This window comes from Paraburkholderia acidisoli (assembly GCF_009789675.1).
Taxonomy (GTDB): Bacteria; Pseudomonadota; Gammaproteobacteria; order Burkholderiales; family Burkholderiaceae; genus Paraburkholderia; species Paraburkholderia acidisoli.
Genome location: NZ_CP046913.1, coordinates 2,127,878 through 2,141,717, shown reverse-complemented (window position 1 = coordinate 2,141,717; position 13,840 = coordinate 2,127,878). Strand labels below are relative to the sequence as shown.

Genomic DNA, 13,840 nt, shown 5'->3' with positions numbered 1-13,840 from the left:
GCCAGGTAATTTCGTGTCAGCAGTACTGCCGCAGATGGCCTTTCCGGAACTTTGAGCGCCGCTTTTCTGCCAGGTCAAACCTGATAAAATGCGCGCACTCGCATTCATGAGCTAACTTTTTTCCCTTGGAGGGGTAATGGACAACATCGAACAGCGCGTCAAGAAGATCGTCGCCGAGCAACTGGGCGTCGCCGAAGCTGAAATCAAGAACGAAGCTTCGTTCGTGAACGATCTGGGCGCCGACTCGCTCGACACCGTCGAACTGGTGATGGCCCTCGAAGACGAATTCGGCATGGAAATCCCGGACGAGGAAGCCGAGAAGATCACGACCGTTCAGCAAGCGATCGACTACGCTCGCGCGAACGTCAAGGCCTGAGTTCAGGCTTTCGCGACTCTATCCCGCTCGGGCCGCGCGTGCCTTTGGTCGCGCCGCGGTCCGTGAAGGACGCTCGCCAGTGAAACCGCATACGCCCGCCGCACTCGCTGCGGGGCATCTGCCGGTCAACTAGCCACAGGGCTCACAGGAGCATTTCCTGTGGCCTCTGTGGCTTTTGTTTTTGTCATCTATGGAAAAGGGGTTACCGTGAGCCGTCGTCGAGTTGTCGTTACAGGCCTGGGGCTGATTTCGCCTGTTGGCAATAATGTTGCCGACGGCTGGGCCAATCTGGTCGCCGGGAAGTCCGGCATCGCCAATATCACGAAGTTCGACGCCACGAACTTCTCCACGCGCTTTGCGGGCGAAGTGAAGGGCTTCAACATCGAGGAATACCTTCCCGCCAAAGAAGCGCGCCATATGGATACCTTCATCCATTACGGCATCGCCGCGGGCATGCAGGCGATCAAGGACAGCGGCCTCGAAGTTACCGAAGAGAACGCGGAACGCATCGGCGTGAACGTCGGTTCGGGCATCGGCGGTCTGCCGATGATCGAAGTCACGCAAACGGAACTGCTCAATCGCGGTCCGCGCCGGATTTCGCCGTTCTTCGTGCCGGCCTCGATCATCAACATGATCTCGGGCCACCTGTCGATCAAATTTGGCCTCAAGGGCCCGAATCTGTCGATGGTCACCGCGTGCACGACCGGTCTGCACTGCATCGGCGAAGCGTCGCGGCTGATCGAATACGGCGACTGCGACGTGATGATCGCGGGCGGCGCGGAATCGACCGTTTCGCCGCTCGGTATCGGCGGCTTCGCGGCGGCGCGTGCGCTCTCGCAACGCAACGACGACCCGGCCACGGCGAGCCGCCCGTGGGACAAGGACCGTGACGGTTTCGTGCTCGGCGAAGGCGCGGGCGTGATGGTGCTCGAAGAGTACGAGCACGCGAAGGCGCGCGGCGCGAAGATCTACGCCGAAATCGGCGGCTACGGCATGAGCGGCGACGCTTATCACATGACCGCACCGCTCGAAAACGGCGACGGCGCTCGTCGCTGCATGCTGGCTGCGATAAAGAACGCCGGCGTGAACGCCAACGAAGTCAACTGGCTCAGCGCGCACGGTACGTCCACGCCGCTCGGCGACCTCGCGGAAACCGTCGCGATCAAGCGCGCGTTCGGCGACCACGCGAAGGACATCGTCGTGAATTCGACCAAGTCGATGACGGGTCACCTGCTGGGTGGCGCGGGCGGCCTCGAGTCGGTGTTCACGGTGCTGGCCGTTCACAACCAGGTCTCGCCGCCGACGATCAACATCTTCAACCAGGACCCCGAGTGCGACCTGGACTACTGCGCGAACACCGCGCGGGACATGAAGATCGACGTCGCGCTGAAGAACTCGTTCGGGTTCGGCGGCACGAACGGCACGCTGGTCTTCAAGCGCCACGCTTGATCCCCGTCAAGAAGACGGCGGCCGCGCCGGCGCTTTCGCACATCATGCGAGCGCCGGCCGGTCGTGATCCCGGTTTTGCGCGGCGCCATGGCGCGCCGCGTCTCTCCCTTCGCTCGTCGCTCGCGCTGCATGGCCTCGTGAGCGCAACGCTTCTTCTCGCCGCTTTGGCGATGTATACGACGCTCGCGCCGTGGTGGGGCGTCTGGCGCGCCTTGCCGCCCGCGCTGGCTTGTCTCGCCACGGGTGCGCTTGCCGCGCTGCGCTGGCATCGGCGGCAGCCGGCTTTTCTCGAAATTGGGGCGGATTCGCTCACCGCGTGGTCGCGCGACGAAGTTTGCGTCGCGGCGGGGCAACTCGTGGGTGCGTCGCAATGGGGTGGCTGGCTGCTTGCGCTCGTGGTGGAAGCGGGCGCGCGCCGTTCCACCGTGCTGATCGCCGCCGACTCGGTCTCGCCCGACACCTTTCGCACGCTGGCCGTACGCGCCCGCAGCGCGGCCGGCCGCTGATTGCGCCCTGTAACGACTGTAACCGCCGTTACGCTCTAACATCGCACGGTGACGGGGACGCTACAATGGTGCCCCCGCGTCTACTTATGAGCTAACGGATTTCAGGTGAGCGAAAAAGAAATTGATCAGGTTCTGGTCGAGCGCGTCCAAAAAGGCGATAAAGCCGCGTTCGAGCTACTGGTCTCGAAATACCACCGCAAGATCATCCGGCTGATCTCGCGCCTCGTGCGAGACCCCGCCGAGGTCGAGGACGTGGCCCAGGACGCGTTCATCAAGGCTTACCGGGCATTGCCGCAGTTCCGCGGGGAATCGGCTTTCTATACGTGGTTGTACCGAATTGCCGTGAATACGGCGAAGAACTACCTTGCGACCCAAGGGCGACGCGCGCCCACCTCGACGGAAGCGGATGCTGAAGAAGCCGAAACTTTTTCGGACGCCGATCAACTAAGGGATATCAACACGCCCGAGTCGATGTTGATGAGCAAGCAGATCGCGCAGACGGTCAATGCTGCGATGGCACTGTTGCCGGAAGAATTGCGCACCGCCATCACACTTCGGGAAATCGAAGGTTTGAGCTACGAGGAAATTGCCGAAATGATGGGTTGCCCGATCGGCACCGTCAGATCGAGAATTTTCCGCGCTCGGGAAGCCATTGCGGCAAAATTGCGTCCGCTGCTGGACACACCGGAAGGCAAGCGCTGGTAATACCGCGTTTGCACCGGGCGGCGACGCGATCACCTGGTTGGTGTCACTATTTGGGGCGCTGAAAGCGTCTTCAGGGAATTGGGGAGCATCATGGGGTCGGTCTCGATGCAATCGGAATTGAATTCGGTCGCGAGCTCGCGCGGCGAGCGCCTGTCTGCCATCGTCGACGGCGAATGGCTCGCAGCGCAACAGCCGAACGCGAATTTCGCTGAACTCGATCAAGAGGGCCACGCGGCCTGGGCGGACTATCACCTGATCGGCGACGTGCTGCGCTCTGACGATCTGGCCCTGAGCCAGGCCGCGAGCCGCGCGTTCATGTCGGGGTTCGCCGCGCGCTTCGAAGCGGAGCCGCACTTGCTCGCGCCCGCAGCCGCACAAGTCAGCGCGCAGGCGTCGGAGCGCAACGCGCGCGTCGGCCGCATACTCGCGCTGCGCCGCCGTGTCGTGCCTTCGCTCGCCGTGGCAGCCGCCGCGGCCACGCTCACGTGGATCGTCATGCCGCAAATGCGCGGTGCCGGTATGGCCGGCGCGCCGCAGATCGCCGCGGTCCAGCAGGGCGACGGCATGCAACGCGTCGGCCTGAACACGGTGCCGGCTGCGGCCACGGGCGGTCAGGACGCCAACATCATCCGCGACGCCCAGCTCGACGCGTATCTCGAAGCCCATCAGCAGTTCGCGCAGCAGCCGGTCATGTCGGACTCGATGCCGTACATCCGATCGGCGGCCCTTACCACGCAAGGCCAATAAGCTTGATGCAGACATCGCGGTTGAATAAAACGACAAACTGGGGGCGGTTGCCGGCATTCCTGTGCTGCGCGGCCGTGATGTTCACCGCTCTGTCTGCTGCCTCGCAGGCCCACGCGCAAGGCGCGTCGGCCGCTGCCGCCGATCCGGCCACGCGCCAGAACGCCGCGCAGCTCCTCGATCGTATCCAGCAGGCTGCCCAGCAGCAAAATTACGAAGGCACGTTCGTCTATCAGCGCGGCGCGTTCGTGCAGTCGTCGCGCATTGCGCACTACGCCACGAAAGCCGACGGCGAGTTCGAGCAGCTCGAAAGCCTCGACGGCAAGCCGCGCAAGATGCTGCGCCATAACGACGATCTCTATACGTTCGTGCCGGAGCGCAAGCTGCTCGTCGTCGAAAAACGCCAGAACAAGGACGCGTTTCCGGCGCTGCTCTCCACGAGCGGCGACCAGGTGCTGAGCGTCTACGAGCCGAAGCTGCTCGGCACCGACCGCGTGGCGGGCATCGACAGTCAGGTCGTCGAACTCGATCCGAAAGACAATTTCCGTTTCGCCTATAAGCTGTGGGCGGACGCCAAAACGGGTCTGCTGCTGCGCTCGCAGATGCTCGATCCGTCGAACGGCCAGGTGCTGCAGCAGCTCGCGTTTACGCAAGTGCGCATCGGCACCGGCCTGGCGGGCGACAAGACCGCGATCGTCAACGGTATGCGCAACACGGCGGGCTGGACGGTGGTGCGGCCGCCGCTGGAAACCGTTGACATGGAGTCGCAGGGCTGGTCGTTCGGCGCGGGCGCGCCGGGCTTTCGCAAAATTCGCGAGCTGCGCCGCCCGATGGCCGCGCGCGATCCGAACGAGCCGCCCATTCCGGTCGATCAGGCGGTGTTCTCGGACGGTTTGTCGGCCATCTCCATTTTCGTCGAGCCCGTCGAGCACAACAGCCGCAAGGAAGGTTCGGGCAGCAACGGCGCCACCCACGTGCTGGTGAAGCGCAGCGGCGATTACTTCATTACTTTGCTCGGCGAAGTGCCTCAAGCCACGTTGCAGCAGTTCGCGTCTGCCATAGAATACAAGGCTCCCAGGTAACCCCTTCCTTCGGCTGACTTCGATATGACGATTCTCCCGCTGCGCAAATTCTTCGCGGCCGCGGTCGTGGCGGCTTGCCTGCCGTTCGCGCCGCATGTGGCATCGGCGGCGCCGGCTGCCAATCTGCCCGATTTTGCCGACCTCGTGGACAAGGTGGGGCCTTCCGTCGTCAACATCCGCACGACCACGCGTGTCGCGCTCTCGCAGCGCGGCTTGCCGCCGGGCATGGACAACGGCGACATGTCGGAATTCTTCCGCCGCTTCTTCGGCATTCCGCTGCCGCAGGGTCCGCAAGGCGGCGGCCAGTCGCCGCGCGGCGGGCAGGGTGGCCAAGGCGGTCAGGGCGGTCAAGGCGGTGGCAGCCAGGGCGGCCAGGGTAGCGACTCCGGCCCGGACAGCGGCAGCGACTCCGAACAGAACAGCGGCGTGGGCTCGGGCTTCATCCTCTCGAGCGACGGTTACGTGATGACCAACGCGCACGTGGTGGACGACGCGGACAGCATCTACGTCACGCTCACCGACAAGCGCGAATTCAAGGCGAAGCTGATCGGCGTGGACGACCGCACCGACGTCGCCGTGGTCAAGATCCAGGCCACCAATCTGCCGGCTGTGGCCATGGGCGACTCGAACAAGGTGCGGGTGGGCGAGTGGGTCGTGGCGATCGGCTCGCCGTTCGGGCTCGAAAACACGGTCACGGCCGGCATTGTCAGCGCCAAGGGGCGCGACACGGGCGACTATCTGCCGTTCATCCAGACCGACGTGGCCGTGAACCCCGGCAACTCGGGCGGTCCGCTCATCAACATGCAGGGCGAGGTGATCGGCATCAACTCGCAAATCTATAGCCGCACCGGCGGTTTCATGGGCATTTCGTTCGCGATTCCGATCGACGAGGCGATGCGCGTGGCCGATCAACTGAAGACGAGCGGCAAGGTCACGCGCGGCCGTATCGCCGTGGCGATCGGCGAAGTGACGAAGGACGTGGCCGACTCGCTCGGTCTGCCGAAGGCGCAAGGCGCGCTCGTCTCGAGCGTCGAGCCGGGCGGTCCGGCCGAGAAGGCGGGTATCCAGCCGGGCGACATCATCCTGAAGTTCAACGGTCAAACGGTCGATGCGGCCACCGACTTGCCGCGCATGGTCGGCGACACCAAGCCGGGCACCAAATCGACGATCACGATCTGGCGCAAGGGCGCCACGCGCGACCTGCCGATCACGGTTGCCGAGATGCAGTCCGACAAGGCGGCCAAGGCGGACCAGCGCAAGGCGCCGGAACCGAAGCCGCGGCCCTCGAACGCGCTCGGTCTCGCCGTGGTGGACGTGCCCGCCGACCAGATGGCGCAGCTCAAGATCAAGGGCGGCGCGCTGGTCGACACGGTGGACGGCCCCGCGGCGCGCGCCGGTCTGCAGAAGGGCGACATCATCCTGCGCGTGGGCGACACGGATATCACGAGCGCGAAGCAGTTCCAGGAAGCGACCGCGCATCTCGACCCGCAGAAGATGGTGGCGGTGCTCGTGCGTCGCGGCGACAACACCCAGTTCGTGCCGATCCGTCCGCGCGCGCCGGGTCAGAAGTAAGGAGCGGCAGGCGCATGAATTCGCGAACCACGCCCGCCATTCAGCCGCCGGTGCAGCGCGCGAGCGCGCATCTGGTGCTGTATGGCCGTGCGTGGTGTCATCTCTGCGAGGACATGCGCATCGCGCTGGAGCCGCTGGTGGCGGCGGCCGGCGCGCGGCTCGACGTGGTCGATGTCGATTCCGACCCCGCGCTCGTCGCGCGTTACGACGAACTCGTGCCGGTGCTCGTGTGCGACGGTATCGAGCTGTGTCACTACCGGCTCGACGAGGCGCGCGTGCGTGCCACATTGGGCGTCAGCGCGGGCGCGCCCGAAAGCGGCGCGTAAAAAAGCGGGGTCGCGGCGCGCTCGTCGAACACGCTTCATGCGACGGTTCGCCTGCCGCACCCCTTTTCGGCTAAAATAGCTCGGTTTTTCATCTGTTTACGAGGCGTGCCCAGCTTTCGTTGGGGCGCGCCTTTTTCGCTTGATCGGCACTGAATGGATCATATTCGTAACTTCTCGATCATTGCGCACATCGACCATGGCAAGTCGACGCTCGCCGATCGCATCATCCAGATTTGCGGCGGTCTCTCCGACCGCGAAATGGAATCGCAGGTACTCGACTCGATGGATCTCGAGCGCGAGCGTGGCATCACGATCAAGGCGCAGACCGCCGCGCTCTCGTACAAGGCACGAGACGGCAAGGTCTATAACCTGAACCTGATCGACACGCCAGGGCACGTCGACTTCTCGTACGAGGTCAGCCGCTCGCTGTCCGCGTGCGAGGGCGCGCTGCTCGTGGTGGACGCGAGCCAGGGCGTGGAAGCGCAAACGGTGGCGAACTGCTACACGGCGATCGAACTCGGCGTGGAAGTCGTGCCGGTGCTCAACAAGATCGACCTGCCCGCCGCCAACCCCGAAAACGCCATCGAGGAAATCGAGGACGTGATCGGCATCGACGCGACCGACGCCACGCGCTGTAGCGCGAAGACCGGCCTCGGCGTGGACGAGGTGCTCGAAGCGCTGATCGCCAAGGTGCCGCCGCCCAAGGGCGACCCGGAAGCGCCGCTGCAGGCGCTTATCATCGACTCGTGGTTCGACAACTACGTCGGCGTGGTCATGCTCGTGCGTATCGTCAACGGCACGCTGCGTCCGAAGGACAAGATCAAGCTGATGGCGACCGGCGCGCAGTATCCGGTCGAGCACGTGGGCGTGTTCTCGCCGAAGTCGCGCAACCTGGAATCGCTGTCGGCGGGGCAGGTGGGCTTCATCATCGCGGGCATCAAGGAACTCGCCGCCACCAAGGTGGGCGACACCGTCACGCTCGTGAACCGGCCTGCCGCCGAACCGCTGCCGGGCTTCAAGGAAGTCAAGCCGCAGGTGTTCGCGGGGCTGTATCCGGTCGAGGCGAACCAGTACGACGCGCTGCGCGAATCGCTCGAAAAGCTCAAGCTCAACGACGCCTCGCTGCAATACGAGCCGGAAGTGTCGCAGGCGCTCGGCTTCGGGTTCCGTTGCGGCTTCCTCGGTCTCCTGCACATGGAGATCGTGCAGGAGCGGCTCGAGCGCGAGTTCGACATGGACCTCATCACCACGGCGCCCACCGTGGTGTACGAAGTCGTGCAGCCCGACGGCACGACCATCAAGGTCGAGAATCCGGCCAAGATGCCGGAGCCGCACAAGATCGCCGAGATCCGCGAGCCGATCGTCACCGTGAACCTGTACATGCCGCAGGACTACGTGGGCTCGGTCATCACGCTCTGTACGCAAAAGCGCGGCACGCAGATCAACATGCAGTATCACGGCCGCCAGGTGCAGCTCACGTACGAAATTCCGATGGCGGAAATCGTGCTCGACTTCTTCGACCGTCTGAAGTCGGTGTCGCGCGGTTATGCGTCGATGGACTACGAGTTCAAGGAATACCGCAGCGCGGACGTCGTGAAGGTCGACATGCTGATCAACAGCGACAAGGTCGACGCGCTGTCCATCATCGTGCACCGCTCGCAGTCGCAGTATCGCGGCCGCGAAGTGGCGGCGAAGATGCGCGAAATCATTCCGCGCCAGATGTACGACGTGGCCATTCAGGCGGCTATCGGCGCGCACATCATCGCGCGCGAAAACATCAAGGCGCTGCGCAAGAACGTGCTGGCCAAGTGCTACGGCGGCGACATCTCCCGTAAGAAGAAGCTCCTCGAGAAGCAGAAGGAAGGCAAGAAGCGCATGAAGCAGGTGGGCTCGGTGGAAATTCCGCAAGAGGCCTTCCTCGCCATCCTTCGTGTCGAAGACAAATAAGTCACGCCAATAAGCCGCACTACGGACCTCTACATGAATTTTGCGCTGATTCTTTTTGTGCTCGTCTTGCTGACGGGCATTGCGTGGGTAGCAGACAAACTGGTTTTCATGCCGCGCCGGCGTCTCGCCGCCGATGCGGCGGTGGCGGAGTTCGATCAGCAGCAAACGCGCGTGGGTGAGCGTTTCGCCGACGAAAACGCCGCGGAGACGCGGCAGAGTTTGCGCAACGACAAGCTGCGCCAGCCGTGGTGGCTCGAATACACGGCGAGCTTTTTCCCCGTGATTCTCGTCGTGTTCCTCGTGCGCTCGTTCGTGGTCGAGCCGTTCAAGATTCCGTCGGGTTCGATGGTGCCCACGCTGCTGGTGGGCGACTTCATCCTCGTGAACAAGTTCGACTACGGCATTCGTCTGCCGATCACGAACGCCAAGATCACGCAGGGTCGCCCGCTCGAACGCGGCGACGTGGTGGTGTTCCGTTATCCGAAAGACGAGTCGGTCGACTACATCAAGCGCGTGATCGGCCTGCCCGGCGACGTGGTCGCGTATCAGGACAAGCAGCTCACCATCAACGGCAAGCCCGTGCCCGAAGTGCCGCAAGGCGATTACTTCGACGAAGAGCGCATCGGTTACGCGAAGCAGTTCACGGAAGACCTCGGCAACGGCCGCAAGAACAACATCCTGAACAATCCCGCCGTGCCGCCGTTCGTCGTCGGTGCCGAAGACTATCCGTTCCGCGACAACTGCCAGTACAACGAGCGCGGCGAGATCTGCAAGGTGCCGCCGGGTCACTACTTCATGATGGGCGACAATCGCGACAACAGCGCGGACAGCCGCTACTGGGGCTTCGTGCCCGACGCGAACATCGTCGGCCGCGCGTTCTTTATCTGGATGAACTTCAGCAGCCTCAAGCGCATCGGTTCGTTCGATTAAGTTCGCGCATCAGGCGAGGCGAACGGCGCTTACGTTCTTCGCGCGCTACTTGAAGAACCGCCGGTAACGTCGCTTCGTGATGGTTTTTCGCCCGCCGCCCCGTGTTTTCGCCCGGGGCGGCGGGCGCGTTATACTCTCCCCATGCCCCTATCTCCGTTGGAAAGCCGTTTGCGCTACGAATTTCGCAATGCGGAATTGTTGCGCCAGGCTTTAACGCACCGCAGTCACAGTGCCACGCATAACGAACGCCTCGAGTTTCTCGGCGACTCGGTTCTGAATTGCGCGGTGGCGGCCCTATTGTTCCAACGATTTGGCAAGCTGGACGAAGGCGACCTGTCGCGCGTGCGCGCGAATCTGGTCAAGCAGCAGTCGCTTTACGAAATCGCTCAGGCCCTGAATATTGCCGACGGCCTGCGTCTCGGCGAAGGCGAGTTGCGCAGCGGCGGTTTCCGTCGTCCGTCGATCCTGGCGGATGCGCTCGAAGCGATTTTCGGCGCGATCTTTCTCGACGGCGGTTTCGACGCCGCCCAGACGGTCATCAAGCGCCTCTACGTACCGATCCTCGATCACATCGACCCGCGCACGCTGGGCAAGGATGCCAAGACGCTGCTGCAGGAATATCTGCAAGGTCACAAGATCGCGCTGCCGACCTATACGGTCGTGGCAACGCATGGTGCAGCGCACAATCAGCAGTTCGAAGTCGAATGCACGGTGCCGAAACTCGACGTGAAGGTGTCGGGTTCCGGTGCCAGCCGTCGCGCGGCCGAGCAGGCCGCCGCGAAGAAGGCGCTCGACGAGGTGATGGCGGCGGCGCCCGCGCTGGCCGCGAAGCCTCGCCGCTCGAAGGGCGCGCGCGCGCCGCGGCCGGAACCCGAAGTCGTGCCCGGCGTGACGGGCGTGCAAGGCGCGCTCGATCTGCGTACGCCGGAGCGCCGCGAACGTGCCGCGCGCGGCGAGGCGCGGGCCGAACGGCCGGTGCTGCATGCCACGGGCGCCGCCAGTGCCGCGGGCACGAACGCGGCCGAAGAAGGCAGCGAATCCGCGCAAGCCGCGCAGGCCGGTCAAACCGCGCCGCTCGCCGTGATTCGCGCGGCGCATGTGCAGGAGCGTCCGGCGGAGAAGGACAAGCCGGCGCATGCCGACAACGTGCCATCCGCGACTGCCGTGGGTCATCGTGCGGGCGCGTCGAAGTCGGAGTCGTCGTTGCGCGCCGTCGAGCGCGGCGAAGCGGTGGCGGCTGGCGAACGCTCGCCGCAGCGTCATCGCGACACGTCGAACGCCAATGCGAACGCGAATGCGGGCGATGCGGCCGAGCGCGCCAGCAAGCACGACGCGCGCGCCGAGGGCGACACCGAAGCGCGCGCCGACGCCGCCATGCCGGTCCGCGCGGCCGACGCCGGTCACTGATTTCATCCGGGCGCGCCGCGAGCGCGCCTCCCGTTTTTCTCTCCCGATCCGATCATGAACGCTCCCACTTCCACTCCTGCCGGTTTTCGTTGCGGCATGGTCGCGATCGTCGGCCGGCCCAACGTGGGTAAATCCACGCTGATGAATGCGCTGGTCGGCCAGAAGATCAGCATCACGTCGCGCAAGGCGCAAACCACGCGTCACCGCATCACCGGCATCAACACGACCGAAGACGCGCAGTACATCTTCGTCGACACACCCGGTTTTCAGACGCGCCACAGCACGGCGCTCAACCGTTCGCTCAATCGCGCGGTGACGTCCACGCTGAGTTCCGTGGATGCCGTGCTGTTCGTGATCGAAGCGGGCAAGTTCGGCCCCGACGACCAGAAGGTGCTCGATCTGATTCCGCCGGGCGCGCCTACGATCCTGATCGCCAACAAGATCGATCGCGTGAGCGACAAGGCCACGCTGTATCCGTTCATCCAGCAGGTGCAAGGGCTGCGCGAATTCCGCGAAATCGTGCCGCTTTCGGCGCAGAACGCGGACGACATCAAGCGCCTGCTCGCCACGCTCAAGCCGTATCTGCCCGAAGGCGAGCCGATCTACGGCGAAGACGATCTCACGGATCGCAGCGAGCGCTTCCTCGCCGCCGAAATCCTGCGCGAAAAAGTCTTCCGCTGGACCGGCGACGAATTGCCGTACACGAGCACCGTGCTGATCGACAAGTTCGAGCAGGAAGGGCGCCTGCGCCGCATTTTCGCGACGATCCTCGTCGAGCGCGACACGCAGAAGGCCATGGTGATCGGCCAGAAAGGCGCGAAGCTCAAGCAGATCAGCACCGAGGCGCGCCTCGACATGGAAAAGCTCTTCGACGGTCCCGTGTATCTCGAAACCTTCGTCAAGGTGAAGAGCGGCTGGGCCGACAACGAAGCCGGCCTGCGCGCCTACGGTTACGAGTAAGCGCCACGGACTGTCTATGAACGACGGCGCCGCCGCCACCGTGCAAGACGACTGGCCCACAGACGAAGCGCCGTCGGACGACGCCGGCTACGACGAGGCGCGCCCGCGCGCCGTCAAGCCGCCCAAGGCGTTCAAGCGCGGCAAGTCCGCGAGCGCCGCGGCCGGCGAGCGCGACGCCATGAGCGAAAACGCCGACGCCACGCTCGAAGGCCGCGCGCCGTCTCGCCCCGAGTCTCGCTCCGGTTCCAGCCCGCGTAAAACCACAGCGCGCTCGCAATTGCCGCGCGCGTCGCGCAGCGCCACGCCCGATTACCGCGTGGCCGAACAGCCGGCCTTCGTGCTGCACAGCTATCCGTATCGCGAGACGAGTCTCATCATCGACGTGCTCACGCGCGATCACGGCCGCGTCGCGCTCGTCGCGAAAGGCGCGAAGCGTCCGCATTCGGCGCTGCGCGGCGTGCTGCAAACCTTCCAGCCGCTCACGCTTTCATGGTCCGGCAAGGGCGAAGTGCGCACGCTCACCGGCGCCGAGTGGGTTGGCGGCATGTTGCCGCTCGCCGGCGGCGCGTTGCTGTGCGGCTTCTACGTGAACGAATTGCTGGTCAAGTTCCTCGCGCGCGAAGACTCGCACCCTGCGCTCTTTCGCCACTACGTGGTCACGCTCACGCGCCTCGCGCACGACGAGCCGCCCGTGCAGGTGCTGCGCTCGTTCGAGCGCGTGCTGCTGCGCGAAACCGGCTATGCGCTCGCGCTCAACCGCACCGTCGCGCGCAAGACCGTGGTGGCCGAAGGCCGCTACGTGTTCGACCCCGAGCGCGGCGTGCGCGAAGCCTCCGACGAATGGCCCGCGCAGTGGCCCGTGCTTTCCGGCCAGACGTTGCTCGACATGGAAGAGGACGATTACCATCGTCCCCAGACTGTTTCGCAGAGCAAGGCGCTCATGCGCTTCCTGCTGAACACCTACCTCGGCGGCACGCCGCTCGCGACGCGCCAGATCCTGATCGACTTGCAGAACCTATGAGCTTCTTTCTGACTTCGCCCAACGTGATCGACTTAGGCGTCAACATCGACCACGTCGCCACGCTGCGCAACGCGCGCGGCACCGCTTACCCCGATCCGATCCGCGCGGCGCTGCTCGCCGAAGAGGCGGGCGCCGACGCGATCACGCTGCACCTGCGCGAGGATCGCCGTCATATCGTCGATGCCGACGTGCGCGCGCTGCGCCCGCAGCTCAAGACGCGCATGAATCTCGAATGCGCGGTCACGAGCGAGATGCTCGACATCGCGTGCGAGATCAAGCCGCACGACGTTTGCCTCGTGCCCGAAAAGCGCGAGGAGCTGACGACCGAAGGCGGCCTCGACGTGGCAGGCCATTTCGACGCCGTCGCGGCCGCGTGCCGTCAACTCGCCGACGCGGGCTGCCGCGTCTCGCTCTTCATCGACCCCGACGAAACGCAGATTCGCGCCGCGCACGAAGCCGGCGCGCCCGTGATCGAGTTGCACACGGGCCGCTACGCCGAAGCGCACGACGCCACGGAACAGGCGCGCGAATTCGAGCGCGTGGTGACGGGCGTGAACGCGGGCAACAGCCTCGGCCTCAAGGTCAACGCGGGGCACGGTCTGCACTACACGAACGTGCAGCCCATCGCGGCGATCGAAGGCATCGTCGAGCTGAACATCGGCCATGCGATCGTCGCGCACGCGATCTTCGCGGGCTGGGAAAACGCGGTGCGCGAAATGAAGGCGATCATGGTCGCCGCGCGTCTCGGCTCGCAAGGCTGAGCGCCGCATCCGGCTCACGCGCCGCGTCGCGGCAGGACGCGCGCGCCCACTTCT

The 13,840-nt window shown here is 64.7% G+C and carries 14 protein-coding genes; all 14 read left to right on the top strand.

From position 1 onward, the window contains the following. Positions 1 to 136 precede the first annotated feature (136 nt). Entirely contained in the window at positions 137 to 376 is a 240-nt protein-coding gene (gene acpP, locus FAZ98_RS09335) for an acyl carrier protein (RefSeq protein ID WP_004197638.1), read from the top strand. A 207-nt stretch (positions 377 to 583) separates the two neighbouring features. Continuing rightward, positions 584 to 1,825 carry a beta-ketoacyl-ACP synthase II gene (fabF, locus tag FAZ98_RS09330; protein WP_158950895.1) on the top strand — a complete coding sequence of 414 codons (1,242 nt, stop codon included), beginning with the start codon at positions 584 to 586 and terminating at the stop codon, positions 1,823 to 1,825. A gap of 137 nt (positions 1,826 to 1,962) precedes the next feature. Further along, the gene (locus FAZ98_RS09325) at positions 1,963 to 2,331 is read left to right on the top strand and encodes a protein YgfX (RefSeq protein ID WP_158950894.1); all 369 of its coding nucleotides are present in this window, start codon (positions 1,963 to 1,965) and stop codon (positions 2,329 to 2,331) included. A gap of 105 nt (positions 2,332 to 2,436) precedes the next feature. Beyond that, positions 2,437 to 3,036: an RNA polymerase sigma factor RpoE gene (rpoE, locus tag FAZ98_RS09320; RefSeq protein ID WP_158950893.1), complete on the top strand. Its 600-nt coding sequence runs from the start codon at positions 2,437 to 2,439 to the stop codon at positions 3,034 to 3,036. Between the two features lie 90 nt (positions 3,037 to 3,126). Further along, positions 3,127 to 3,783 carry a sigma-E factor negative regulatory protein gene (locus FAZ98_RS09315; RefSeq protein ID WP_158950892.1) on the top strand — a complete coding sequence of 219 codons (657 nt, stop codon included), beginning with the start codon at positions 3,127 to 3,129 and terminating at the stop codon, positions 3,781 to 3,783. A gap of 5 nt (positions 3,784 to 3,788) precedes the next feature. Next, positions 3,789 to 4,862 carry a MucB/RseB C-terminal domain-containing protein gene (locus FAZ98_RS09310; RefSeq protein WP_158951932.1) on the top strand — a complete coding sequence of 358 codons (1,074 nt, stop codon included), beginning with the start codon at positions 3,789 to 3,791 and terminating at the stop codon, positions 4,860 to 4,862. A 24-nt stretch (positions 4,863 to 4,886) separates the two neighbouring features. Further along, complete coding sequence (locus FAZ98_RS09305; protein ID WP_158950891.1) at positions 4,887 to 6,434, top strand: DegQ family serine endoprotease; 1,548 nt, start codon at positions 4,887 to 4,889, stop codon at positions 6,432 to 6,434. A 14-nt stretch (positions 6,435 to 6,448) separates the two neighbouring features. Next, entirely contained in the window at positions 6,449 to 6,760 is a 312-nt protein-coding gene (locus FAZ98_RS09300; protein WP_158950890.1) for a glutaredoxin family protein, read from the top strand. A gap of 153 nt (positions 6,761 to 6,913) precedes the next feature. After that, complete coding sequence (gene lepA, locus FAZ98_RS09295; RefSeq protein WP_158950887.1) at positions 6,914 to 8,707, top strand: translation elongation factor 4; 1,794 nt, start codon at positions 6,914 to 6,916, stop codon at positions 8,705 to 8,707. Positions 8,708 to 8,740: 33 nt separating this feature from the next. Next, a complete protein-coding gene (gene lepB / locus FAZ98_RS09290; protein WP_158950885.1) occupies positions 8,741 to 9,637 on the top strand; it encodes a signal peptidase I in 897 nt (298 codons plus the stop codon). 141 nt (positions 9,638 to 9,778) lie between these two features. Continuing rightward, on the top strand, positions 9,779 to 11,044 hold the full coding sequence (rnc, locus tag FAZ98_RS09285; RefSeq protein WP_158950883.1) for a ribonuclease III: 1,266 nt from the start codon (positions 9,779 to 9,781) through the stop codon (positions 11,042 to 11,044). Positions 11,045 to 11,098: 54 nt separating this feature from the next. Then, positions 11,099 to 12,004 (top strand): GTPase Era, encoded by a 906-nt coding sequence (era, locus tag FAZ98_RS09280; RefSeq protein WP_158950881.1) that lies wholly within the window; start codon positions 11,099 to 11,101, stop codon positions 12,002 to 12,004. Between the two features lie 10 nt (positions 12,005 to 12,014). Continuing rightward, positions 12,015 to 13,025, top strand: a complete 1,011-nt coding sequence (gene recO / locus FAZ98_RS09275; protein WP_407672059.1) for a DNA repair protein RecO — start codon at positions 12,015 to 12,017, stop codon at positions 13,023 to 13,025. Further along, positions 13,022 to 13,786 carry a pyridoxine 5'-phosphate synthase gene (pdxJ, locus tag FAZ98_RS09270; RefSeq protein WP_158950879.1) on the top strand — a complete coding sequence of 255 codons (765 nt, stop codon included), beginning with the start codon at positions 13,022 to 13,024 and terminating at the stop codon, positions 13,784 to 13,786. The genes recO and pdxJ overlap by 4 nt, the downstream gene beginning before the upstream one ends. Positions 13,787 to 13,840 lie beyond the last annotated feature (54 nt).

Coding starts and splice junctions, on each gene's coding strand:
- lepB (WP_158950885.1), top strand. CDS start 8,741: ATGAATTTTGCGCTGATTCTTTTTGTGCTCGTCTTGCTGACGGGCATT.
- FAZ98_RS09310 (WP_158951932.1), top strand. CDS start 3,789: ATGCAGACATCGCGGTTGAATAAAACGACAAACTGGGGGCGGTTGCCG.
- lepA (WP_158950887.1), top strand. CDS start 6,914: ATGGATCATATTCGTAACTTCTCGATCATTGCGCACATCGACCATGGC.
- pdxJ (WP_158950879.1), top strand. CDS start 13,022: ATGAGCTTCTTTCTGACTTCGCCCAACGTGATCGACTTAGGCGTCAAC.
- acpP (WP_004197638.1), top strand. CDS start 137: ATGGACAACATCGAACAGCGCGTCAAGAAGATCGTCGCCGAGCAACTG.
- FAZ98_RS09305 (WP_158950891.1), top strand. CDS start 4,887: ATGACGATTCTCCCGCTGCGCAAATTCTTCGCGGCCGCGGTCGTGGCG.
- FAZ98_RS09300 (WP_158950890.1), top strand. CDS start 6,449: ATGAATTCGCGAACCACGCCCGCCATTCAGCCGCCGGTGCAGCGCGCG.
- era (WP_158950881.1), top strand. CDS start 11,099: ATGAACGCTCCCACTTCCACTCCTGCCGGTTTTCGTTGCGGCATGGTC.
- FAZ98_RS09315 (WP_158950892.1), top strand. CDS start 3,127: ATGGGGTCGGTCTCGATGCAATCGGAATTGAATTCGGTCGCGAGCTCG.
- rnc (WP_158950883.1), top strand. CDS start 9,779: ATGCCCCTATCTCCGTTGGAAAGCCGTTTGCGCTACGAATTTCGCAAT.